Source organism: Pseudomonas sp. PL-6 (assembly GCF_054110165.1).
In genome coordinates this window covers 1,960,450-1,982,489 of the sequence record NZ_CM134189.1, presented here as the reverse complement: position 1 = coordinate 1,982,489, position 22,040 = coordinate 1,960,450, and the positions used below count along the sequence as shown (strand labels likewise).

General features: G+C 65.9%; 22 protein-coding genes. 5 read left to right on the top strand and 17 right to left on the bottom strand.

What is annotated here, in order from left to right; all coding sequences use genetic code 11:
• Positions 1-189 precede the first annotated feature (189 nt).
• From flgL to ACW9UL_RS09150, 13 genes are all read right to left on the bottom strand, one after another.
• On the bottom strand, positions 190-1,449 hold the full coding sequence (gene flgL / locus ACW9UL_RS09210) for a flagellar hook-associated protein FlgL (RefSeq protein ID WP_457790301.1): 1,260 nt from the start codon (positions 1,447-1,449) through the stop codon (positions 190-192).
• Between the two features lie 68 nt (positions 1,450-1,517).
• The gene (gene flgK / locus ACW9UL_RS09205; RefSeq protein WP_457790299.1) at positions 1,518-3,530 is read right to left on the bottom strand and encodes a flagellar hook-associated protein FlgK; all 2,013 of its coding nucleotides are present in this window, start codon (positions 3,528-3,530) and stop codon (positions 1,518-1,520) included.
• A 9-nt stretch (positions 3,531-3,539) separates the two neighbouring features.
• Complete coding sequence (flgJ, locus tag ACW9UL_RS09200; RefSeq protein ID WP_457790297.1) at positions 3,540-4,724, bottom strand: flagellar assembly peptidoglycan hydrolase FlgJ; 1,185 nt, start codon at positions 4,722-4,724, stop codon at positions 3,540-3,542.
• 10 nt (positions 4,725-4,734) lie between these two features.
• Positions 4,735-5,814, bottom strand: coding sequence for a flagellar basal body P-ring protein FlgI (locus tag ACW9UL_RS09195; RefSeq protein ID WP_031303109.1), 1,080 nt, complete (start codon positions 5,812-5,814; stop codon positions 4,735-4,737).
• A gap of 224 nt (positions 5,815-6,038) precedes the next feature.
• Positions 6,039-6,737 carry a flagellar basal body L-ring protein FlgH gene (gene flgH / locus ACW9UL_RS09190; RefSeq protein ID WP_021443993.1) on the bottom strand — a complete coding sequence of 233 codons (699 nt, stop codon included), beginning with the start codon at positions 6,735-6,737 and terminating at the stop codon, positions 6,039-6,041.
• A gap of 41 nt (positions 6,738-6,778) precedes the next feature.
• Positions 6,779-7,564, bottom strand: a complete 786-nt coding sequence (gene flgG / locus ACW9UL_RS09185; protein WP_021443992.1) for a flagellar basal-body rod protein FlgG — start codon at positions 7,562-7,564, stop codon at positions 6,779-6,781.
• Between the two features lie 46 nt (positions 7,565-7,610).
• Complete coding sequence (locus ACW9UL_RS09180; RefSeq protein WP_021443991.1) at positions 7,611-8,351, bottom strand: flagellar basal-body rod protein FlgF; 741 nt, start codon at positions 8,349-8,351, stop codon at positions 7,611-7,613.
• A 211-nt stretch (positions 8,352-8,562) separates the two neighbouring features.
• Positions 8,563-9,879: a flagellar hook protein FlgE gene (gene flgE / locus ACW9UL_RS09175; RefSeq protein ID WP_457790294.1), complete on the bottom strand. Its 1,317-nt coding sequence runs from the start codon at positions 9,877-9,879 to the stop codon at positions 8,563-8,565.
• Between the two features lie 36 nt (positions 9,880-9,915).
• Entirely contained in the window at positions 9,916-10,581 is a 666-nt protein-coding gene (flgD, locus tag ACW9UL_RS09170) for a flagellar hook assembly protein FlgD (RefSeq protein ID WP_021443989.1), read from the bottom strand.
• A gap of 21 nt (positions 10,582-10,602) precedes the next feature.
• The gene (gene flgC / locus ACW9UL_RS09165; protein WP_021443988.1) at positions 10,603-11,046 is read right to left on the bottom strand and encodes a flagellar basal body rod protein FlgC; all 444 of its coding nucleotides are present in this window, start codon (positions 11,044-11,046) and stop codon (positions 10,603-10,605) included.
• Positions 11,047-11,057: 11 nt separating this feature from the next.
• Positions 11,058-11,465, bottom strand: coding sequence for a flagellar basal body rod protein FlgB (gene flgB, locus ACW9UL_RS09160; protein ID WP_122108429.1), 408 nt, complete (start codon positions 11,463-11,465; stop codon positions 11,058-11,060).
• Between the two features lie 474 nt (positions 11,466-11,939).
• A complete protein-coding gene (cheR, locus tag ACW9UL_RS09155) occupies positions 11,940-12,767 on the bottom strand; it encodes a protein-glutamate O-methyltransferase CheR (protein WP_122108430.1) in 828 nt (275 codons plus the stop codon).
• Positions 12,768-12,810: 43 nt separating this feature from the next.
• Positions 12,811-13,743 carry a chemotaxis protein CheV gene (locus tag ACW9UL_RS09150; RefSeq protein ID WP_122108431.1) on the bottom strand — a complete coding sequence of 311 codons (933 nt, stop codon included), beginning with the start codon at positions 13,741-13,743 and terminating at the stop codon, positions 12,811-12,813.
• Positions 13,744-13,820: 77 nt separating this feature from the next.
• Here ACW9UL_RS09150 and flgA point away from each other — a divergent pair, with 77 nt between their 5' ends.
• The 4 genes from flgA (at position 13,821) to ACW9UL_RS09130 (ending at position 16,405) form a co-directional block, all read left to right on the top strand.
• Entirely contained in the window at positions 13,821-14,579 is a 759-nt protein-coding gene (gene flgA, locus ACW9UL_RS09145; protein WP_457790291.1) for a flagellar basal body P-ring formation chaperone FlgA, read from the top strand.
• Between the two features lie 134 nt (positions 14,580-14,713).
• Positions 14,714-15,049 carry a flagellar biosynthesis anti-sigma factor FlgM gene (gene flgM / locus ACW9UL_RS09140; protein ID WP_021443983.1) on the top strand — a complete coding sequence of 112 codons (336 nt, stop codon included), beginning with the start codon at positions 14,714-14,716 and terminating at the stop codon, positions 15,047-15,049.
• A 50-nt stretch (positions 15,050-15,099) separates the two neighbouring features.
• A complete protein-coding gene (locus tag ACW9UL_RS09135) occupies positions 15,100-15,567 on the top strand; it encodes a flagellar protein FlgN (protein WP_397497398.1) in 468 nt (155 codons plus the stop codon).
• A gap of 88 nt (positions 15,568-15,655) precedes the next feature.
• A complete protein-coding gene (locus ACW9UL_RS09130; RefSeq protein ID WP_457790289.1) occupies positions 15,656-16,405 on the top strand; it encodes a flagellar brake protein in 750 nt (249 codons plus the stop codon).
• Between the two features lie 2 nt (positions 16,406-16,407).
• Here the strand turns inward: ACW9UL_RS09130 and ACW9UL_RS09125 are convergent, their stop codons facing one another.
• From ACW9UL_RS09125 to ACW9UL_RS09110, 4 genes are all read right to left on the bottom strand, one after another.
• Positions 16,408-17,031 carry a TIGR04282 family arsenosugar biosynthesis glycosyltransferase gene (locus ACW9UL_RS09125; RefSeq protein WP_457790287.1) on the bottom strand — a complete coding sequence of 208 codons (624 nt, stop codon included), beginning with the start codon at positions 17,029-17,031 and terminating at the stop codon, positions 16,408-16,410.
• Positions 17,028-17,717: a TIGR04283 family arsenosugar biosynthesis glycosyltransferase gene (locus tag ACW9UL_RS09120; protein ID WP_457790285.1), complete on the bottom strand. Its 690-nt coding sequence runs from the start codon at positions 17,715-17,717 to the stop codon at positions 17,028-17,030. Before ACW9UL_RS09120 ends, ACW9UL_RS09125 begins: the two co-directional genes overlap by 4 nt.
• Complete coding sequence (locus ACW9UL_RS09115) at positions 17,714-19,021, bottom strand: MFS transporter (RefSeq protein ID WP_122108437.1); 1,308 nt, start codon at positions 19,019-19,021, stop codon at positions 17,714-17,716. Before ACW9UL_RS09115 ends, ACW9UL_RS09120 begins: the two co-directional genes overlap by 4 nt.
• 79 nt (positions 19,022-19,100) lie before the next feature.
• On the bottom strand, positions 19,101-20,342 hold the full coding sequence (locus ACW9UL_RS09110; protein ID WP_457790933.1) for a glutamine synthetase family protein: 1,242 nt from the start codon (positions 20,340-20,342) through the stop codon (positions 19,101-19,103).
• Between the two features lie 380 nt (positions 20,343-20,722).
• Between ACW9UL_RS09110 and sstT the strand changes: the two genes are divergently transcribed.
• A complete protein-coding gene (gene sstT, locus ACW9UL_RS09105; RefSeq protein ID WP_457790283.1) occupies positions 20,723-21,946 on the top strand; it encodes a serine/threonine transporter SstT in 1,224 nt (407 codons plus the stop codon).
• Positions 21,947-22,040 lie beyond the last annotated feature (94 nt).

The window sequence follows — 22,040 nt, the reverse complement described above, 5'->3', positions numbered from 1 at the left end:
AAACAGTCGGGCGCAGGCAGGACAGCAGCTCTATCGCTGAACGGCGCTTGCGCTGGCCCGAAGGGAAATAATCCAGAGCCGGCGTAGCTCCTGGGCTCCCGCCTTCGCGGGAGTGACGGCAAATGGCTTTTCCTTAGCCCGGGAAAGCTTTGCGGCTTAAGCCGCTCCTACGCCCAGCACAGAACCCCATCAGCGCAGCTGGTTGAACAGGTTGAGCCCGGCGATCTTCACGTAGCTCTGCTGCGCCGCTTCGAGGATCACCGACTGGAAGGCCAGGCGCGACAGGGCCTCGGCGTAGTCCAGTTCGCGCAGCTCGGCCTGCACCGCCTTGTTGACCAAAGTGACGTCCTCGTTGTCGGTCAGCGAGCTTTCCACCACGTTGAGGCGCGCACCGATCTGCCCGCGTACCTGGTCCAGGGCCACCATATTGTTGTCCAGATTGGTGAGGCCCAGCGCCACGGCATCGCGCACCTCGCGATTGCCCTCAGGGGTAGTGGGCGCGTCTTCCAGAGACTGACGCAGAGTAGCAATCGCATTGAGGATGCCCACCCTGTTGGCAGGCGCGGTGGCCGGGTCAGTATCCGGCGGCGCGATCATGAAGCTCGATCCGGCAGGCGGTACGCCGTTGACGTAGAAGGCCGCACCACCGTACTGCACCAGGCTGTCCTGCCCCTCCACCAAGCGTCGGCTGACCGGCGTGCCATCCACGCCGTTCTCGTCCACCGGGGTCAGGGTATAGGCCAGCGGATCGGCGGGATCGTTGAAGTCCAGGCGAATGCCGCCGGCGGGAAAGCTGGCAAACGCCACTTCGTCGTCCACCAGCGCACCGCTGACGATTGGCGCGGCAGGCGCCGCCGGATTGCCGCCGATACTCAGGCGCGCGGCATTGCGACCACTGTCGAAGATCGCCCGACCGCTGTCGCTGATCGGCAGCTCCAGCGAGCTTGCGATCTGCAGTTTGCGCTGGCCATCGTCGCCCTGGTACAGATAGCTACCATCGGCCGTGCGCAGATAGGGCTGGGTCTTGCCCTGGAAGCCGGCGAACAGGTATTCGCCACGGGCATTGCGGGTGTTCATCAGCGCCAGCAGTTCGTCTTCGCGCTGGCCCAGTTCAGCGGCGATGGCCTGTCGCCCGGCCTGATCGAGCCCACCATTGCCCGCCTGCACGGTCAGCTCGCGCACACGCTGCAGCACGGTATTGACCGAATTGAGAGTAACCTCCTCCTGAGTCAGGCTGTTCTTCGCCGCCGTCAGGTTGGACTGGTATTGGCTCAGCACCGACTGCTGCTGCTCCAGCTGCAGCAGGCGCACCGAAGCCACCGGGTCGTCCGCCGGGGTGAGAATGCGGTTGCCGGTGCTGATCTGCTCCTGGGTACGGATGGCATTGGCGTAGTTGCGCTGCAGGCCGGAAACCCCGTTGTTGAATGCCTGGATGGTAGAGATGCGCATGCTTGAGCCTCTTGATGCGACCGTCGAGCATTGACGGATTCGTAGGGTGCGCCTTGCGCACCTACGGATTATCTAAATGAACTGATCAGGGTATCGAACAAAGAGCGGGCAACTTGAATGATTTGCGCCGAGGCGTTGTAGTACTGCTCGAACTTGATCAGGTTGGCCGCTTCTTCGTCCAGGTTGACCCCCGACAGCGAATCGCGGTTGTCGGTGGCCTGCTTGAGAATCGCCGTGGTCGCCTCGCCATCCAGCCGCGCCTGAGCGGTCAGGGTGCCAACCCGTTCGACCAGATCGCCGTAGCCATCGGAGAAACTCACACCGGTACTTCCTGGCGCGGCGGGATCGACGCCGATGGCCGCCTTCGATTGCAGGTCGGCCAGTTTCAGCGCGTTGCGGTTGTCGGATACGCCATTCGCATTGAAGGCAACGGCGAAGGTGTCGCCCTCCTGCGGCCGGCCGCTGAGGGTCAGGCGCAGGGTGCTGCCATCGGCCAGCTGCAGTTCGTAGCTATTGGTCTGCCCGGGCTGAAAGGTGGCCGGTGCGGCCGGCGTACCATCGGCGTTGATACGGGTCAGGGTGGCGCCAGCCGGCACGGTAAAATCACCGGCGGCCTCGTCGTAGGTCAGGGTTACCGGCAGAGCGCCGGTCAGGCTGCCCAGATTCAGCACGGACTGCAGGTCGGGCTGGCTAATGGCGCCAGTGCCGCGGTTTTGCAGGTTGGACTCGGCCCGCACCGGCGCGGCAAAGGCCAACTGGTCGGGCTGATCGAGCACGACAGCAATGTCGCCGGCGCCACGACGGGTCGGCTGCAGCAGGAAGATGTCACCTGCCGCCGGCGCTGGCGTGCCGACGTCGATGGTGAAGCCCTGGTCGCGACCATTGCTGTCGCTGAAACTGAGCGTGCCGGGCGGATTCTCGGTCACGCTCATCATCGCGTTATCGCTAAGGCGGCGCGCCGTGTAGTTGGTGCCGTCGAACTCCAGGCGGTAGTCGCTGGCGGTCAGCAGGCTGGTGTCGCCTATGTTGAGCAAGGGCTGGGCATTGCTGCTGTTGCTACTGAAAACGCGTACGCGCAGTGCTGCTAACGCCGGATCGTTGAAGTCGCCGAACAGCGCGCTCCCCACCTGCCCCTTGAGGTCGAGGCCCTGGCCCAGCTGACTGTTGACCTGATCGCTGACGGCCAGGGCCAGACGGCCGAGACTGTTGAAGGTGGAGTCCAGTACCTCCTGGCGATAGCGGATCAAGCCGCCCAGCTCGCCGCCGCTGAGCTGGGTGGTAATGGTCTGGCGCGAGTTGCCGCTGACGAACTGAACCTCGAAGCGCGTGGGATCGCCCTTCCCCGGCCCGACCTCCAGGCGGCTGGCGGTGGCGCCCACCACCAGCGGCTGGCCACTGCCGATAAACAGGTTGTAGCTGCTGTCGTCCTGCGGCACCACGGTGACGCCGACGTAGGTGGACAGCTGGCGCACCGCCTCGTCGCGGGCATCGAGCAGGTCGTTGGGCTGCTGGCCGTTGGCCGCCGCGACGGCGATGGCGTTGTTCAGGCTGGCGACGCTGGTGGCCAGGCGGTTGACCTGGTCGCTGACCGCCACCATCTGCTTGTTGAGAAAGTTGTTCTGCTCATTGAGCCGTTCGTAAACGGTATTGAAGCGCCGCGAGAGGCCCTCGGCCTCGGACAGCACCAGTTGCCGCGCCGGGATATTGGCCGGATCTTCCGCCGCGGTCTGCAACGCGGCGAAGAAGGATTGCAGCGAGGGGGTGATGCCGGTGGTGGAGCCGGCCAGCAAGGAGTCGAGCTGATCGATCTGGCTCTTGTAGGCCGCCACGTCGCTGGCCAGCGCCGTGCTGGAGCGCAACTGGCTGGTAAGAAACTCGCTGTAGCTGCGGCGGATGTCCACCAGGCTGGTACCCGAGCCGATATAGCCGGCGCCGCTGAACTGCGGAATGCGCGTGGCCTGCACCGCATCCTGGCGGGTATAGCCCGGTGTATTGATATTGGTGATGTTATGACCGGTGACGCTGAGCTGGGTCTTGCTGGCGGCAAGCCCGGACAGGCCAATACTGAGTAGGTCAGCCATGGTTCAGCCTCAAGTCCTTGTGGTGGCGCTATCGGCAGCCGCCACGGCCTGGTAGGTCTGCATCTTGCGGGCGATCTGGGCGATCTTGCGCGCATAGTTGGGGTCGGTGGCGTAGCCGGCCTGCTGCAGTTCCTTGACGAAACGCTCCGGATTCTCGGTGGCGTTCAGCGCTTTTTCGTAGCGCCCGTTGCTCTGCAGGAAGCTGACGTAGTCGTCGAAGCTCTGCGCGTAGGAGTCGTAGGCGCGGAAGCTGGCCGCTTCCCTGACCGCCTTGCCGCCCTTGTACTCGGTGGTCAGCACCCGCGCCGACTCGCCGTCCCAGCTGTTGTGGCTCTTGATGCCGAACAGGTTGTGGCTGCTCTCGCCGTCGCGGGTGCGGATGATCGACTTGCCCCAGCCGGTCTCCAGCGCGGCCTGGGCCACCAGGTAGCGCGGGTCGACGCCGATCTTCTCGGCCGCCGCCTCGGCCATCGGCAGCATGGTGGCGACGAACTCCTGCGGCGAGGCGAACGCGGCCTTGCCCGGCGCCAGCGGCGGCTGGGCGATACGCCGGCCGCTGATGGCATCGCTGTTGTTCAGGCTCAGGCCATCGGCCTTGGGCGCGGCGAAGCTTTGTGCGGGAATCCAGTCGCCGCCGGCCAGGGCCTTGCCCTCGCCTTCCCCGGCAGACGGCACGATACCGGCCAGCAGGCGGTCGGCCAGTTTGCCCGGCACCGCCAGACGGCGGCGGTTGAGCAGTGCCACCTCGTCGCGGAAGCCTTCGCTGCTGGCCACTTTATCGCTCTCGGCTGCGCTCGCCTTGCTCAGCGGTTGCTCGATCTGGGCGAAGGGATTGGGCCGGCTGGAGGGCTGCTTGAGCTTGGACATCTGCCGCACCAGCACATCGGCCAGGCCGATGCCGCGCCCTTCCTTGGCCAGGGTCACCGACAGCTGCTGGTCGTGCATGTCCTGGTAGGTCTTGCTCTCGTTGCTGTTGAGGAAATTGCCCTCGCCGAACGCCTCGCCGGCCGAACGCATGGCCTTGAGCATCTCGTTCATGAACAGCGACTCGAATTCCTCGGCGACCTTGCGGATGTTCTGTTCGCTGTCGCCGCCCACCTTGAACTGGTTGAGGCGGTTCAGGTCGGTGAAGGCGCCGCTGTCGATGGGGCTCTTGCCGTTGCCGAGCAGGCCTGCAGAAAGTCGGGAATCCATGGCGCTGTCCTCAGATCACGATCAGGTCGGCCTGGAGAGCGCCGGCTTGCTTGAGCGCCTCGAGGATGGCCATCAGGTCGGAGGGCGCCGCGCCCACCTGGTTCACCGCACGCACGATCTCGTCGAGGCTGGTGCCGGGGCCGAACTTGAACATCGGCTTGGCCTCCTGCTCGGCATCCACCCGCGAACGCGGCACCACGGCGGTCTGGCCGCCGGAGAAGGCCTCGGGCTGGCTGACGATGGGATCCTCGGTGATGGTCACGGTCAGGCTGCCGTGGGTCACCGCCGCCGGCTGCACGCGCACGTTCTGGCCGATGACGATGGTGCCGGTGCGCGAGTTGATGATGACCTTGGCCACCGCCTGGCCGGCCTGCACTTCGAGGTTCTCCAGGATCGACAGGTAGTCGACGCGCTGGTTGGGGTCGAGCGGCGCGCTGACGCGGATCGAGCCGCCGTCGATGGCCTGGGCCACGCCCGGGCCGAGCAGGTCGTTGATCTGGTCGACGATGTTCTTCGCCGTGGTGAAGTCCGGGCGGTTGAGATTCAGGGTCAGGCTGTTGCCCTGATCGAAACCGCTGGGCACCGGCCGCTCCACCGTGGCGCCGCCGGGAATGCGTCCGGCCGAAGGCACGTTGACGGTGATGCGCGAGCCGTCGCCGCCCTCGGCGTCGAAGCCGCCGACCACCAGGTTGCCCTGGGCGATGGCGTAGACGTTGCCGTCGATGCCCTTGAGCGGGGTCATCAGCAGGCTGCCGCCGCGCAGGCTCTTGGCGTTGCCGATGGAGGAAATGGTGATGTCGATGGTCTGCCCCGGCTTGGCGAACGCCGGCAAATCGGCATGCACCGACACCGCGGCGACGTTCTTCAGCTGCACGTTGCCGCCCGGCGGCACCTTGATGCCGAACTGCGCCAGCATGTTGTTGAAGGTCTGCACGGTGAAGGGGGTCTGGGTGGTCTGGTCGCCGCTGCCGTTGAGGCCCACCACCAGGCCGTAGCCGATCAGCTGGTTGCTGCGCACGCCCTGGATCGAGGCCAGGTCCTTGAGCCGTTCGGCCTGGGTCGGCAGGCTCAGCAGCAGGCACGCCAGCATGGTCGCCAGCAGCAGCCAGTCGTTGGCGCCACGGCGGCGATAGCCGCGATGGGCGGCGGCGAATTGCCGGCGGCAGGAGCTTGCCTGCAGCGGCCGCGCCTGGGTCGCGGGAAGCAGAGCGCGCAGCGGCGAGCTCGACTCGCGCGCCGGAGCGACGTTGAACGCCTGACGAGCGGAGCTCGCGGCTAGGGGGTTCAGCCAGGATTTCATGGATACAGCCTCGCTCAGAACGGCCACATCGGGCTGAGGAAGAAGCGGCTCAACCAGCCCGGCTGGCTGGCGTCGGCGAAGGCGCCGGTGCCGGAATAGGTGATACGCGCATCGGCCACCCGGGTCGAAGCCACGGTGTTGTCGGTGGCGATGTCGTCGGCGCGGACCAGCCCGGAGATGCGCACCAGCTCGTCGCCGGTATTGAGGGTCATCCACTTCTCGCCACGCACGGCGAGGATGCCATTGGGCAGTACCTCGGCGACGGTGACGGTGATCGAGCCGGACAGGCTATTGCTCTGCCCCGCCTGACTGGCCCCACTGGCGTCACGCGAACCGGAGAACTCGGTGTCCAGGGTCATGCGGCCACCGGTGAGCGGGTTGGTCGCCGACACGCCACCGCCGAACAGGGCGCCCATGCTCATGTTGGCGCTGCTGTCCTTCTCTATGTCGCTGTTGGCGTTCTTGCTGGCCTGGGTACGCTCGTTGAGGGTGATGGTGATGATGTCGCCAACGCGGAACGCCTTGCGGTCGTCGTACAGGCCGTTCTCGAAGCCGGCCTGGTAGATCGAACCGTTGTTCTGCGCCGCCGGCAGCGGCGTGCGCGGCAACACCGGGGCGTAATAGGGATCGTCCGGCTTGGCTGTCGGCGCCACGCAGCCGCTGCCGAGCAGCAGGCCAGCCAACAGGGGGAAACAGAGTATTTGCCGGTTCATGACCACTACCTCGCGGCGTTCACAACTAAATCAAGAAAGGATCAGAGGTTCTGCGTCACGAAGGACAGCATCTGATCGGCGGTGGAAATCACCTTGGAGTTCATTTCGTAGGCGCGCTGGGTGGTGATCATGTTCACCAGCTCCTCCACCACGCTGACGTTGGAGTTCTCCAGGGTGTTCTGCAGGGTGGTGCCGAGGCCGTTGAGGCCCGGGTTGCCGACCTGCGGCGCGCCGCTGGAGCCGGTCTCCAGGAACAGGTTGTTGCCAATGGCTTCGAGGCCGGCCGGGTTGACGAAGTCGGCCAGCTGGATGTTGCCGATGATCTGCGGCTGGGCGTTGCCGGCGGTGGTCACCGACACGGTGCCGTCCTCGCCGACGGTGAAGGTGCGCACCTCGCCCGGCAGGACGATGGCCGGCTCCAGGGCGAAGCCGCTGGAGGTGACGATCTGGCCGTCGGAATCGAGGTGGAAGCTGCCGTCGCGGGTGTAGGAGACGGTGCCGTCGGGCTGCAGGACCTGGAAGAAGCCGCGGCCGTTGATCGCCAGGTCCAGCGGCTGCTCGGTGGTCTGCAGGCTGCCGGCGGTGAAGATCTTCTGCGTGCCGACCACGCGCACCCCGGTGCCCAGCTGCAGGCCGGAGGGCAGTTCGCTGTCCTGGCTGGACTGGCCGCCCGGCTGGCGACGGATCTGGTACAGCAAGTCCTCGAACTCGGCGCGATCGCGCTTGAAGCCGGTGGTGGAGACGTTGGCCAGGTTGTTGGAAATGGTGGTCAGGTTCATGTCCTGGGCGGACAAACCGGTCTTGCTGACCCACAGTGCCGGAAGCATATCGACTCTCCTCGGACGCCAGATTCATGGCGCCGCGTGCTGATAATTAGCTAATTTGCAAAACCCGCGCCATGGACGAGGCGTTGTCCTCGGCGGTGCGCATCATCTTCACTTGCAGCTCGAACTGGCGTGACAGCGAGAGGATCGCGGTCATCTCCTCGACGGCGTTGACGTTGCTCGACTCGAGAAAGCCGGAGGTCACCTGCACCAGGGCATCGGCCGGCGCCGCGGCCTGGCCCTTGACCCGGATCAGGCCGTCGCTGCCCTTCTCCAGCGACTTGGGATCGGGGTTGACCAGCTTGATGCGGTCGACCTCGGCCAGCACATTGGGGTCCTCGCCGAGGGCGCGAATGCTGATGGTGCCGTCCTGGCCGATCTCCACCTTCTGCTCCGGCGGCACGGCAATCGGCCCGGCATTGCCGATCACCGGCAAACCGTTGCCGGTGCGCAGCATGCCGAGGGCGTCGATGTTCAGGCTGGCGGTGCGCACGTAGGCCTCGCTGCCGTCGGGCGCCTGCACGGCGATCCAGCCCTTGCCACCGACCGCCACGTCCAGATCGCGGCCGGTTTCCTGCAGCGAGCCGGGACGAAAGTCGGTGGCCGGGCGCTCGCTCATGGCGTAGACGCGCGCCGGGTAGCTGTCGCCGAACAGCGGCATGGAACGCGCCTGCTCGAAGTCGCGACGGAAACCCGAAGTGGAGACGTTGGCCAGGTTGTTGGCGTGCGCGCGCTGCGCCAGGGTGTTGTTGTGCGCGCCGGTCATGGAGACGTACAGCAGCTTGTCCATGGTGATTCTCCGAGAGGGCCTGTTGCCCGTGGCTCTTTGCAAGCTATTCAGCAAGCGCCGTGCCAGATTCGAAAAAATCACTCAAGCAGCTGATTTAAAAGGCTTTATCAAAACAGAACGGCAATCCGGAGAACGCCGGCGGCGAGAGTTTGCCGGCGCCGGAACGGCAAAGCGGCAAGCCAGGCTTGCCGCTTTGCCGGAGCGGGTTTCATCAACGCAGGTTGATGATGGTCTGGGTGATGGCGCTTTCGGTCTCGATGGTCTTGGCGTTGGCCTGGTAGTTGCGCTGGGCGACGATCAGGTTGACCAGCTGATCGGACAGCTCGACGTTGGAGTCCTCCAGGGCGCCGGACTGCAGCGCGCCCAGGGTGCCGGCACGCGGCGTGCCGACCACCGGCTCGCCGGACTCGAAGGACTGCACCCAGGCGGTCTTGCCCACCGGCGTCAGGCCCTGCACGTTGGCGAAGTTGGCCAGCACCACCTGCCCCTGCACCTTGGACTGGCCATTGGTGTAACGGGCGAAGATCACCCCGGTGTCGTCGATTTCCAGGCCGGCCAGCTGGCCGGTGGTGTAGCCGTCCTGGCTGACGCTGTTGACCGCGAAGGAACTGGCGAACTGGGTCGCCTGGCGCAGATCGATATTGACCCCCGTCGCGTTGGCCGTCGCCCCGTTCGGCCCCCACACCGGCGGCACCGAGTTGTCCGGCGCGGCCGGCACCCAGCTGGTCAGGTCGATGGTGCCGTCGGCGGCCACGGTGAAGCCGGTCGGCGTCGAGGCGATCAGCGCGGCCACATCGAGCTGGCCGGCGGTGGTGAACTGCAGGTCGACGCTGGACGGCGTGGTCAGGGTCGGATCGTCCGGGTTGCGCCCGTCGATCAGCACGTTCATGGTCCAGCTGTTGGCCCCGGTCTTGACGAAGTATTGGGTGAAGACGTGGGAGTTGCCCTGGGTGTCGTAGATGTTGGTCGAGGTGGACGAGTTGTAGCTGGTCGGGTCGGTCGGGTCGAACGGCACGGTGCTCGGCACGGTGTTGTTCGAGTTGAGGTTGAAGGTCTGATCCAGGTTGGCGGTGGCGCGCGGCTCCTGGTTGGCGGTCTGGATCTGGATATCGTTGACGATGCCGTTTTGCAGGTTGCCGTTGGCATCGACCGAGTAGCCCTGCAGGCGATAGCCGAAGTTGTTCACCATGAAACCGTCGCGGTCGGTGCCGAAGTAACCGGCGCGGGTGTAGCTGATCTCGCCGTTGTTGCTGGTGACGAAGAAGCCGTTGCCGTTGATCGCCAGATCCAGGGCGTTCTGCGTGTAGTTGATATTGCCCTGGTTGAACTGCTGCGAGATGTCGCCGAGCAGCACCCCGCTGCCCTGCGGGTTGGAGCCGGACCCCAGCACCGAGGCGGCATAGACATCGGCGAATTCGGCGCGCGACTGCTTGAAGCCGGCGGTGCCGGCGTTGGCGATGTTATTGCCGGTGACGTTGAGATCCTTGGTCGCGGCGCGCAGGCCGCTGAGACCAATATTGAACGACATGGAGGACTCCTTTGCCGGAACTGCCGGCGGCAATAGTTATTGGCCGATGACTTGCACTTGGGAAATCGGAACGCTGCCGAGGCCGGCGAGGTTGAGCATCAGCTCGCTGCCGCCCAGGGTGACGCTGTCGACGTTGGCCGGCAGCAGGGTGTACAGGCCCTTGGTCTCGTCGCCGTAGGTGGCCTGCGCCTCGAACTTGTAGGTGCCGGGCGGCATCAGCTTGCCGCTGGAATCCTTGCCGTCCCAGATGAAGCTGACGTTGCCGGCAGCCTGCTCGCCCAGGTTGATGCGCGTGACCACCGAGCCGGCGCTGTCGTAGACGTTGACGTAGACGTTGCTGCTGCTGACCGGCAGCACCGTGCTGGCCTTGAAGCTCTCGCTGGTATCGACCACCGCCTTCTCGCTCGGCACTATGACCTTGCGCCCGACCAGCGACGAGGCCTGCAGCGCCTGCGACGATTGATAGCCGGAGAGCAGCGACTCCATGCTGGTATTGAGCTTCTCGATGCCCTCGACCTGGCTGAACTGCGCCAGCTGGGCGATGAACTCGCCGTTGCCTTGCGGCTCCAGCGGATTCTGGTTGTTCAACTGGGCCACCAGCAGGTTGAGGAACTCGTTCTTGCCGAGTTCCTTGTTCTGCGTGGTGTCCTGCTTGATCTGGTACTGATCCAGTACCGAACTGGTGCCGCTGACTGTGCTCATGCCTGACTCCCTTTCGCTGACTTACTGACCCAGGGTCAGCACGCGCTGCAGCATCTGTTTGGCGGTATTCATCATTTCCACGTTGGTCTGGAAGGCGCGACTGGCGGAAATCATGTCGGCCATCTCCTCGACCACGTTGACGTTGGGGTAGTACACGTAGCCGCCGGCGTCCGCCGCCGGATGATCCGGCTCGTAGCGTGGCATCAGGCTGCTCTGGTCCTCGACCACGCCGAGCACCTGCACGCCACGGCCGGCCTCGTCCTGCTCGGCGAACAGCGAACCCCGGTCGCCGCCCTGCGCCTGCTGGAACACGGTGGCGAACACCGGATGGCGGGCGCGGTAGGTCTGGTCGATGCTTGAGGACACCGTTTCGGCGTTGGCGATGTTGCTGGAGATGGTATTGAGGCGCGTGCTCTGCGCGCTCATGCCGGTTCCGGCGATATTGAAGACACTGGCAAGGGACATGGTCGCGCTCCTTATTCGCCGCGCAGGGCGCTGGTCAGCCCTTTGAACTTGCTGTTGAGGAAGGTGAAGCTGGCCTGAAAATGCACCGAGTTCTCGGCGTAGTTCGACTGCTCCATCTGCAGGTCGACGGTGTTCTGGTCCAGCGAGGCATGCAGCGGCGTGCGATAGGCCAGCTCGGCCTGGCCGGTGGCGATGCCCTCGGCGCCGATATGGCGGCCGTCGGTGCGCGCCAGGGCAACGTTGCCGCGCTGCTGCTTGGCGCTCTGCGCGGCCAGCACGCTGGCGAAGTCGAGGTCGCGCGCCTTGTAGTTGGGGGTATCGGCGTTGGCGATGTTGTTGGCCAACACCTCGGCACGCTGGGCGCGGAAGCCGAGTGCCTGTTCGTGGATACCGAGGGCCTTGCCGAAATTGATGCTCATGCTCTGCAACCTTTGCCGCTGGGGCAGTCTGGTCTTTCCTGCCAGACATTCAGCAAAGCTTGTGCCAACTAATAAATCACTTATAAATCAGTTAGTTAAACAAATAACGAGACGACGCAAGCGGCAAAGCGGCAAGCCCTTACCGCCCGTAGGCAAGCGAGCGGCAAAGGCCGTTCGACTGTTTGCCGCCCGGCGGTGATGCCGGGGAGCGGCCTCGATCACCAATGGACAGATCGAATGGCGCCCGCGAAAACCGAGTAGCCCGGATGCGATTGCCGGCCAGGGAAGCCCCACCGGGTTGCCTTGGGGCCACGGAAGGTTCGGGAGAGTGGAAGTCGCCGCTGACGCGCCTCCCACGGGGTGCCGCCTCGGCGCAACGGGGTCCGGACAGCGGGCAGGCGAGATCCCCAGGCCAGGAAACGCAAACGGGAGGCCTAGGCCTCCCGCTCTGCTCCACCGATGGTGATCGCGCCACTACTTGGCCTTATAGATGATGCCCGGACTGCACTGCACCATCTGGTACTTCTCGGGCAGGCCGTTGAGCGCCTCAGACGCACCGAGGAACAGGTAGCCACCCGGCTTGAGGGTGGCATGGATGCGCGTGAGGATGTCCTTCTTCACCTCCGCGGAGAAGTAGATCAGCACGTTGCGGCAGAACACGATGTCGAACTTGCCCAGCGCCGCGTAGCTGTCCAGCAGGTTGAGCGGGCGAAACTCGACGCGGTTCTTGATCGGCGCCTTGACCTGCCAGCGGCCCGGCCCCTTGGGGTCGAAATAACGCTGCAGGCGCTCCTGGGCCAGGCCGCGGCCCATGGCCAGGCTGTCGTACTCGCCGGACTTGCAGTTGGCCAGCATCGACGGCGACAGGTCAGTGGCGACGATCTGCACCCCGCCCTTGAGCTGGCCGATATTGGTCCGCTCGAACTCGTCGATCGACATCGACAGCGAATAGGGCTCCTGCCCGGACGAACAGGCCGCCGACCAGATGCGCAGGCGCTGCGCCGGATAGGCCTTGATCAACTCCGGCAGCACCCGGTTCTTCAGTACCTCGAAGGGGTAGGTGTCGCGAAACCACAGGGTTTCGTTGGTGGTCATGGCATCGACCACCTGCTCGCGCAGGCCGCTGCGCGGCTGGTTCTGCATGCGCTGCACCAGCTCGCCCAGGGTCTTGATGCCGTTCTGTTCCATCAGCTTGTTCAGACGGCTGGAGACCAGGTACTGCTTGTTGCTGCCCAGCAGAATACCGCAGGCCTTTTCCAGGAAAGTCCGGAACTGCTCGAAATCCAAATTACCTGAAGACACTAGTGCCGCCTCACCGACCATAACATTCGCCGAAGGTCACCCCTCAGCCCCCATCCGCCACGCGAATCCGCTCGACCACCCTAGAGGCCAGGTCGTCCGGCTTGAACTTGGCGAGGAAATCGTCCGCGCCGACCTTCTTCACCATCGCCTGGTTGAATACCCCGGACAGCGAAGTATGCAGGAGGATATGCAGCTTCTGCATGCGCGGATCGCTGCGAATCTCGGTGGTCAGGGTATAGCCGTCCATCTCCGGCATCTCGATGTCGGAAATCAGCATCAGCAACTCCTCGTCGGGGCGCTGGCCCTCGTCAGCCATCTGCTTGAGGTAATTGAGCGCCTCGCGGCCGTCGTTCAGCGCGGTGACCTCCACGCCCACGGTCTGCAGGCAGCGCGACACCTGTTTGCGCGCCACCGAGGAGTCGTCGACGATCAGCACGTGCTTGGTTACCGCACTGCTCTGCACCTGCTCGTCGATCACCCCGGCGGAGATCACCTCGGAGGTGGGCGCCACCTCGGCGAGAATCTTCTCCACGTCGATGATCTCCACCAGCTGCTGGTCGAGGCGGGTCACCGCGGTCAGGTAGTGGTCGCGCCCGGCGCCCTTGGGTGGCGGATGGATCTCCTCCCAGTTCATGTTGACGATGCGTTCCACCGAGCGCACCAGGAAGCCCTGCACCTTGGTGTTGTACTCGGTGATGATCACGAAGCTGGTCTTGAGGTCTTCCAGAGCCGCCCGCCCGGTGGCGATGGACAGGTCGAGAATCGGGATGGTGCCGCCGCGGATATTGGCCACCCCGCGCACCACCGGGCTGGACTTGGGCATGATGGTGAGGTTGGGGCATTGCAGCACCTCCTTCACCTTGAACACGTTGATGCCATACAGCTGCGGGCCTTCCAGGCGGAACAGCAGCAACTCCAAGCGGTTCTGCCCTACCAGTTGGGTGCGCTGGTTAACCGAATCCATCAACCCGGCCATGCCCGGACTCCTTCTCGTCTAGTAACGCCAACCCCTTGCAGCCTAGCAGGCGGCACGGGGCTTGCTTTGCATTGGTCATGAAGCCAAGAACGTCATCATTCCGTCAGCTGCTGGCAAAGTGCCTGGACGCCCTGCCCGTTTTACTCGCTTTGCCAGTGATCGGCTACAGCGGCAGCGCTGCGGCGGCCTTCACCAGTACCGACCAGCTTATCGGCGCCACCGAGGCCTTTCTTGAGCAGGCCGTGGTCGACCATTTACAGCGTAGCGAAATCCAGGGCCGCCATGAGATCCAGGTCAGTCGACTCGACCCGCGGCTGCGCCTGCCTCTGTGCGACCAGCCTTTGACTACGCAGCTCGAAAGCCCGGCACAACCCATTGGGCGCGTCACCACGCGGGTACGCTGCGAAGGCAGCGCGCCCTGGACCGTGTTCGTGCCGGCCGAGGTGCGTCTGTTTCGCCAGGTGGCGGTGCTGACCCGCCCGCTCGAACGCATGAGCGTGGTCGGCGCCGCCGACCTGAGCCTGGTCGAGCACGACGTCGGCAAGCTCCGTCAGGGCTACCTGACCGATCCGGCCCAGGCGATCGGCAAGAAATTGACGCGCCAGCTGGGCAGCAACCAGGTTCTGGCGCCGAACCATCTGCAGGTGGCCGAGGCGATCCGTCGCGGCGACCAGGTGGTGATCAGCGCCAGCAGCGGCACGATCAACGTACGCATGCCCGGCGAAGCGCTCAGCGACGGCGCTCCCGGCCAGCAGATCAACGTGCGCAACCTGCGTTCGCAACGGGTGGTGCGCGCCCGCGTGATCGGGCCCGGACAAGTGCAAGTGGCCATGTAGGCATGTTTCTTGTAGCGCAACAGCCAGGCGATTTCCTACACTGTTTAACGACGCAGCGAAAATAGCCCTAAAGTTTTACCGGCAGCGGCCGAAAGCTTGGCAAGCGTCCACCATATCGTCCGAGGTTCTGCATCATGGTCATCGACTTCAACCGGCTGAACAATGCCAATACGCCCGCCAACGCGGGGCGTACCGGCGCGACTCAGGCTGGCAATCGCAACGAGCCGGCAACGCCGACTCAGGCGCCGGTCGCCGGCGGCGATGAGCAGAACACCGCAAAGACCGGCGAGCCGGTACAGCTGAGCCGCGAGGCGCAGCAGCTGCAGAAGATCGGCGAGAAGCTGCGCGACCAGCCGATCGTCAACAAGGAGCGCGTGGCCCAGCTGAAACAGGCGATTGCCGACGGCAGCTACCAGGTCGACAGTCAGCGCGTCGCCGAAAAACTGCTCAACTTCGAATCCCAGCGCTAGTCCCAGGGCTGCGCTGGGGGTGTTGGACGCCCGACCCCCAAGAGCCCGCCATGCACGACACTGCCCTGCTTGACCTGTTCACCACCGATATCGGCACCGCCGAGCAACTGCTTGAGCTGATCGATGCCGAATTCCAGGCCCTGACCGAGCGCGACCTGCCGCGCCTGGACAGCCTGCTCAGCGACAAACAACCCCTGCTCGCCCTGCTCCAGCAGCACGGCGGCGAGCGCAGTCGCCTGCTCCTGGCCGCCGGCCTGAGCGCCGACCGCGACGGCCTCGGCGCACTGGCGGCAGGCTCCGCGCTGGGCGAACAGTTGCTGGCACGCAGCGAGGCGCTGTCCGCCCTGCTGCAGCGCTGCCAGGAGGCCAACCTGCGCAACGGCCGACTGATCCGCGCCAACCAGGCCTCGGTCGGCAGCATCCTCGGCATCCTCCGCGGCGGCGAGACGCCGGGGCTCTATGACAGCCGTGGCAGTGCGGCTAGAATCGCCCAGCAAAGGCCACTCAGCCAGGCCTGAGCCACCACAAGAAAAAGCACAGGGACACGCAGGCACTCTGCCAGTATTCTAGTGCCGTTGTAGTCGATGACTCGGAGAGTTCCGAACTGTGTCCAGCGCGTTCAACGAGGAAAATGGTCCTCAGCCGCCCAAGGTGCTCAAGGCACCCGTGGAAATCATTGCCACCCTGCGCCAACTGCAACAGAACCACGACCCGCTGGTGATCCAGTTCAAGGATCGCAGCCAGCGATTCCAGAGCTACCTGGTGGAAATCGACCGCGAGCGCAACCGCGTGGCGCTGGACGAAATCATTCCCAACGATGGCGAGCGCTTCCTCAAGCAGGGCGAAGCCTTCAGCGTCGAGGCCTACCGTGAGGGCGTGCGCGTGGCCTGGAGCTGCGAGCACGAGGTGCAGCTGGGCGAGTTCGAGGGGGCGCCCTGCTACTGGGCGCCGCTGCCGCAGGAGGTGATCTATCACCAGCGCCGCAGCGCCTACCGCGCGCCGCTCAAGCAGAGCGACCTGATCAAGGTGGTGCTGGCCGGCGACAAGCTGCGCGAACCGCTCCCCGGCCAGCTGCTGGACATCTCCGCCACCGGCTGCAAGCTGCGCTTTGCCGGCGACCTCAGCCAGCAATTGCACAACGGCCAGGTGCACGAGCGCCTCACCGCCCAGCTGCCGTTCGGCGCCATGACCTGTGCGGTGGAGCTGCGCCACGTGCAGTACGAGGAGAAGGTCGACATGACCTTCGTCGGCACCCGCTTCTACCGCATGAGCGGTCTGGAGCAGCGCCAGGTCGAGCGCTTCGTCTACCAGCTGCAGCGCGAAGCGCGGCGCAGCGAGAGCGACGGCCTGTTCTAAGGTCAGTGCACCAGGTTGCGCCAGCGCTGATCCAGCTCCGCCAGGCGCGCCAGATCCTGCGGCCGGTCCACGTCCCATAGCGTCGGCAACAACAGATGCGGCCAGGCCAGGCGCTGCAGGCACTCGCGGGTGCGCGCCAGCACCTGATCGCCGCCCCAGGGCATGTTCTCGAACAGGCTGTGATCGAGGCTGCGCAGGCCCAGCAGCACGTAGCCGCCGTCCTCCGCCGGGCCGAGCACCGCACGGTGCTCGTCCAATGCCGCACAGGCCTGCTGCAGGTAGGTGCCGTCGAGCGCCGGGCAATCGTTGCCGATCAGCACCACGCCGTCGTGCTCGGCCAGACCGAGCGCCGCGATACGCCGCATGCGCTCGCCGAGGTCGCCGGCCGGCTGCTCCACCAGCACCCAGTCCTGGCGCTCGGCCAACTGCTGCAAGGGGCGGTCGGCATCGCCGTCCAGCCACAGGAAACGCTGCTCGAAGGCCAGCGGCGGCAGGGCCAGGGTCTGTTCCAGCAGCGCCCGCTGCAGGCGGCTGGCGCCCTCCTCGCCCAATGTCGGAATCAGGCGCGTCTTCACCCGTCCGGGGACGGGTGCGCGCGCCAGCAGGTGGAGTGACAGCGTGGTCATCGTCGTGCTCCTCCTCGGTAACGGCCAGCCAGCAGCTCCGGGCTGACCCCGCGGTAGTAGGCCAGGCGCAGACGCCACATCAACCAGACCGTGCGCCAGGTTCCATGTTGCTCCCAACGCCGGCTCGACGTCGAGAGCGGCGGGCGCAGACAACGCGGCCGGGCCACGCGCCTGAGCCGCCGGCACAGCTCGAGGTCTTCCATCAGCGGGATGTCGGCATAGCCGCCGAGCGACTCGAACAGCTCGCGGCGCACGAAGATGCCCTGATCGCCGCTGGCGATGCCGGTCAGCCGCGAACGCAGGTTGATCATCTGGCCGATCAACCATAGCGATGGGCCAGCGCCCGACAGGCGTAGATCGAAACGCCCCCAGCCCGGCTCATCGACCAGCGCCTGCTGCAACGCGGCCAGGCAAGCCGGGCTCAGCCGGGTGTCGGCATGCAGGAACCACAGGTAGTCGCCGCCGGCCTGCGCCGCGCCGGCGTTCATCTGCCGCGCCCGACCAGGCGGGCTGTACAGCAAGCGGTCGACCCGCGCGGCCGCCAATTGCGGCGTGCCGTCGCGGCTGCCGCCGTCGACCAGGATCAATTCGGCGCCGGCACTGCGCAGCGTGCGCAGATCTTCGAGCAACGCCGGCAGCGCCGCGGCCTCGTCCAGCGCCGGGATGACGACGCTGAGGCGGCTCATGGCGTCGCCCGTGGCGCCTCCGCCGGCTCCTCTGGCGCCGCGACGGGGTCCTGCATCTGCTCCTGCACGGTCTGCTCGTCGACCCGCGGATCGAGCGCTGCCATCAGTGGCGAGCCGGCCACATTGGCCGGGCTGCCCAGGTGATGCAGCGGCGCGTCCTCGACCTGATGCAGGTGAGTGACCACCTCGGGACGGATGCGCCAGACCAGGATCAGCGTGCAGCAGCAGACGAACACGTAGAGCATGTGGGCGCCATAGAGGCGCATCAGCACCCCCGCCAACAGCGGGCCGATACAGGCGCCGACACCGAAGGTCACCAGCAGCATGGCGGTCAGCGACACCCGCCGCTCCGGCTCGACGTGGTCGTTGGCCAGCGCCACCCCCAGCGGGTAAAGACTGAACAGCATCAGGCTGACCACGAAGCCGATACCGATCAGCGGCAGCAGCGTCACCTGCTGCAGCAGCGCCAGCGGCAACGCGGCGAGCAGCAGCAGTGCGGCGCAACCGCGGATCAGCCGTACCCGGTCGCGTCGGTCCGACAGCCAGCCCAGCGGCCACTGCACCAGCAGGCCAGCGAGGATGCAGCTGCCCATGAACAGGCCGACCTGCTCGGTGCTCAGGCCCATGCGCGTGGCATAGAGCGGCGCCAGGCCATAGAAGGCCCCGATCAGCAGCCCGGCCACGGCCACGGTGGTCAGCGACAGCGGCACCCGGCTGAGGAAGAAGCGCAGCTCCAGCGGCGCCGGGTGCAGCGGTGCCGGGTGCAGGCGCCGGGTCAGCGCCACCGGCACCAGGCACAGGGCGAAGCACAGGGCCACCAGCATCAGCAGTTCCGGGCCCAAGGTCGGGTGCACCACCAGCACCAGCTGGCCGAGGATCAGCCCCAGATAGCAGGCCGCCATATAGCCGCTGAACACCAGGCCGCGCTGGCTGGCCTCGGCCTGCTCGTTGAGCCAGCTTTCGATCACCATGTACTGGCACATCATGCCCAGGCCCACCAGCATGCGCAGCAGCAGCCAGAACGGCAGCCACTCCACCAGGCCATGGCCGAGCACCGCGGCGGTGACCACCCCGGCGCAGGCGACGTAGGCGCGGATATGCCCGACCCGGGCGATCAGCCGATGGCCCTGCTTGCCGCCGAGCACCAGGCCGAAATAGTTGGCCGCCATCAGCGCGCCGACCCACAGGCCGTCCACCGTGTCGGCCAGGCGCAGGGCCAGGTAGGTGCTGAGCAGGCCGGAGCCGAGCAGCATCAGCAAGGTGGCGAAGTACAGCGAACGGAAGGACTTCCAGATCGGGCGCATGAACGGCTACGGCTCCTTGTGCGGGGCGCGCCCGGCAGGGCGCGCGGTACGGCGCGAATACATAGGGAGCGGCGGCCGGTCAGGCCTGCGCGGCCAGCACGCGTCGCTCCCAGGGGGTGATTTCATCGTAGAAGCTGGTCAGCTCCAGGGTCTTGCTGGCGATGTAACCTTCGATGAATTCCGCACCGAACAGTTCGACCGCCAACTCGCTGCGTTTCAGACGCTCGATGGCGGCATGCATGGTACAGGGTAGCGCCAATTCGTCGGGCACCTCGAACTCGCCCTGGATCGGCGCACTCGGCTGTAGCTCGCATTCCAGACCATGCAACCCGGCGGCCAGGCTGGCGGCCAGGGCCAGATAGGGGTTGGCGTCGGCGCCCGGCAGGCGGTTCTCCACCCGCCGCGCCACCGGCGCACTGGCCGGGATGCGCAGGCCGGCGGCGCGGTTGTCCGCCGACCAGCAGGCATTGTTCGGCGAGGCATAGGGATGGCACAGGCGCTGGTAGGAATTCACATGGGGGGCGAACAGCAGGGTGAAATCGGCCAGCGCCGCCTGCTGACCGCCGATGAAGTGATAAAAGGCCGCCGTCGCCTCGCCGTCGTCGGCGCTGAAGATATTGCGCCCGCTGCCCCGCTCCACCACGCTCTGGTGGATATGCATGGAACTGCCCGGGGTATGCGCCAGCGGCTTGGCCATGCACACCACGCTGAGACCGTGCTTGAGCCCGACCTCCTTGAGCAGGTGCTTGAACAGCAGAGTCTGGTCGGCCAGTTGCAACGCATCGCCGTGCAGCAGGTTGATCTCGAACTGGCTGACGCCCATCTCGTGCATGAAGGTGTCGCGCGGCAGGCCGAGCGCCGCCATGCAGCGGTAGACCTCGGCGAAGAAGGGGCGCAGGCCGTTGCCGGAGCTGACGCTGAACGCCGCACCACCATCCTCGCGGCGACCGTCCAGACCGACCGGCGGCTGGAACGGCTGCAGCGGATCGGCATTCGCCGCGAACACGAAGAACTCCAGCTCGGTGGCCACCACCGGCTGCCAGCCATGCTCGGCGTAGCGCGCCAGCACGCGCTTGAGCAGGCCGCGGGTGGACAGGCCACTGCTGCGTCCGTCCAGCTCGTCGGCGTCGCAGATGGCCAGCGCGCGCGGCGGCTCGCTCCAGGGCAGGCGGTGGATCTGCGTCGGCACGGCGTTGAGCGCCAGGTCGCCGTCGTCGCCGCCGTAGAAACGCGCCGGCGGGTAGCCGCCCATGATGCACTGCAGCAGCACGCCGCGGGCCAGTTGCAGCCGCCGCCCTTCGAGAAAGCCGGCGGCGGTCATCACCTTGCCACGCGGCACGCCGTTGAGGTCCGGGGTCACGCACTCGATTTCGTCGATGCCGCGCAGGAGGGTTTCCAGTGCAGGGCGGCTGGCAGTGCTCATCTGTGGTTGTCCTTGTGTGCTCGAATACCGTCGGCCGACGGCGAGATGGACAAAATACGCAGCGGATGTTCGATATTTCAAGCACTCGCCGCTTGCCGAGATGCGACACCGGCTTGCACCCTGTCGCCCTGATCGCCCCGGCGCGGTCGACGCCCGCTGCGACTGTGCTAGAGTCGCGCGCTATTTTTTCCGCCGAGCCTCTCGCGCCCGGCCGGAAGCCCTGTCGCCCGGGGCCCAGCGCCACTTGTGGCGCGGCCCAGCAACCAGAGACTCCCGCGATGTCCGAAGCCATTCACCCTGCCCTGCAGCTGCTCAACCGCACCAGCCTGGTGATGCAGATTTTCATCGGCCTGCTGGCCGGTATCGTCCTCGCCCTGATCGCCCCGCAGGCGGCGCTGTCCGTCGGCTTCGTCGGCAACGTATTCGTCTCGGCGCTGAAAGCGGTGGCGCCGGTACTGGTGTTCATTCTGGTGATGTCGTCCATCGCCAACCACCAGCACGGCCAGCAGACCCATATCCGCCCGATCCTGCTGATGTACCTGATCGGCACCTTCAGCGCCGCGCTGGTGGCGGTGGTGGCCAGCTTCGCCTTCCCCTCGGCGCTGGTGCTGAGCAGCCAGGCCGCCGAACTGACGCCCCCCGGCGGCATCGGCGAGGTGCTCAAGACCCTGCTGCTGAATATCGTCGACAATCCGGTGAATGCGGTGCTCAAAGGCAACTTCATCGGCATCCTGGCCTGGGCCATCGGTCTCGGCTTCGCCTTCCGCCATGCCAGCGCCGGCAGCAAGCAGCTGCTGGGTGATCTGTCCGATGGTGTCACCGCCATCGTCAAGCTGGTGATCCGCCTGGCGCCGCTGGGCATCTTCGGCCTGGTCGCCGCGACCCTGGCCGAATCCGGCTTCGATGCCCTGCTCGGCTACCTGCACCTGCTGGTGGTACTGGTCGGCTGCATGCTGCTGGTGGCGCTGCTGGTCAACCCGGCGCTGGTGTACTGGAAGATCCGCCGCAACCCCTACCCGCTGGTGTTCACCTGCCTGCGCGAGAGCGGCCTGACCGCCTTCTTCACCCGCAGCTCGGCGGCCAACATCCCGGTCAACCTGCAGCTGAGCCAGCGCCTGGGCCTGCACGAGGAAACCTACTCGGTGTCGATCCCGCTGGGCGCCACCATCAACATGGCCGGCGCGGCGATTACCATCACCATCCTGACCATGGCCGCGGTGCATACCCTGGGCATCGCCGTCGATCTGCCGACCGCCCTGCTGCTCAGCGTGCTGGCCTCGATCAGCGCCTGCGGCGCGTCGGGCGTGGCCGGCGGCTCGCTGCTGCTGATCCCGCTGGCCTGCAGCCTGTTCGGCATCCCCAACGAGGTGGCGATGCAGGTGGTGGCCATCGGCTTCATCATCGGCATCGTCCAGGACTCGGCGGAAACCGCGCTGAACTCCTCCACCGACGTGCTGTTCACCGCCGCCGCGTGCATGGCGCAGGAGCGCAGCGAGGGCTGATCGCCGACGCGTATCACGGCAAGAGGCCCACCCAGCGTGGGCCTCTTGCTTACCAATGAAACATATTCCTAATTGCTAATTTGTATCATTAGCA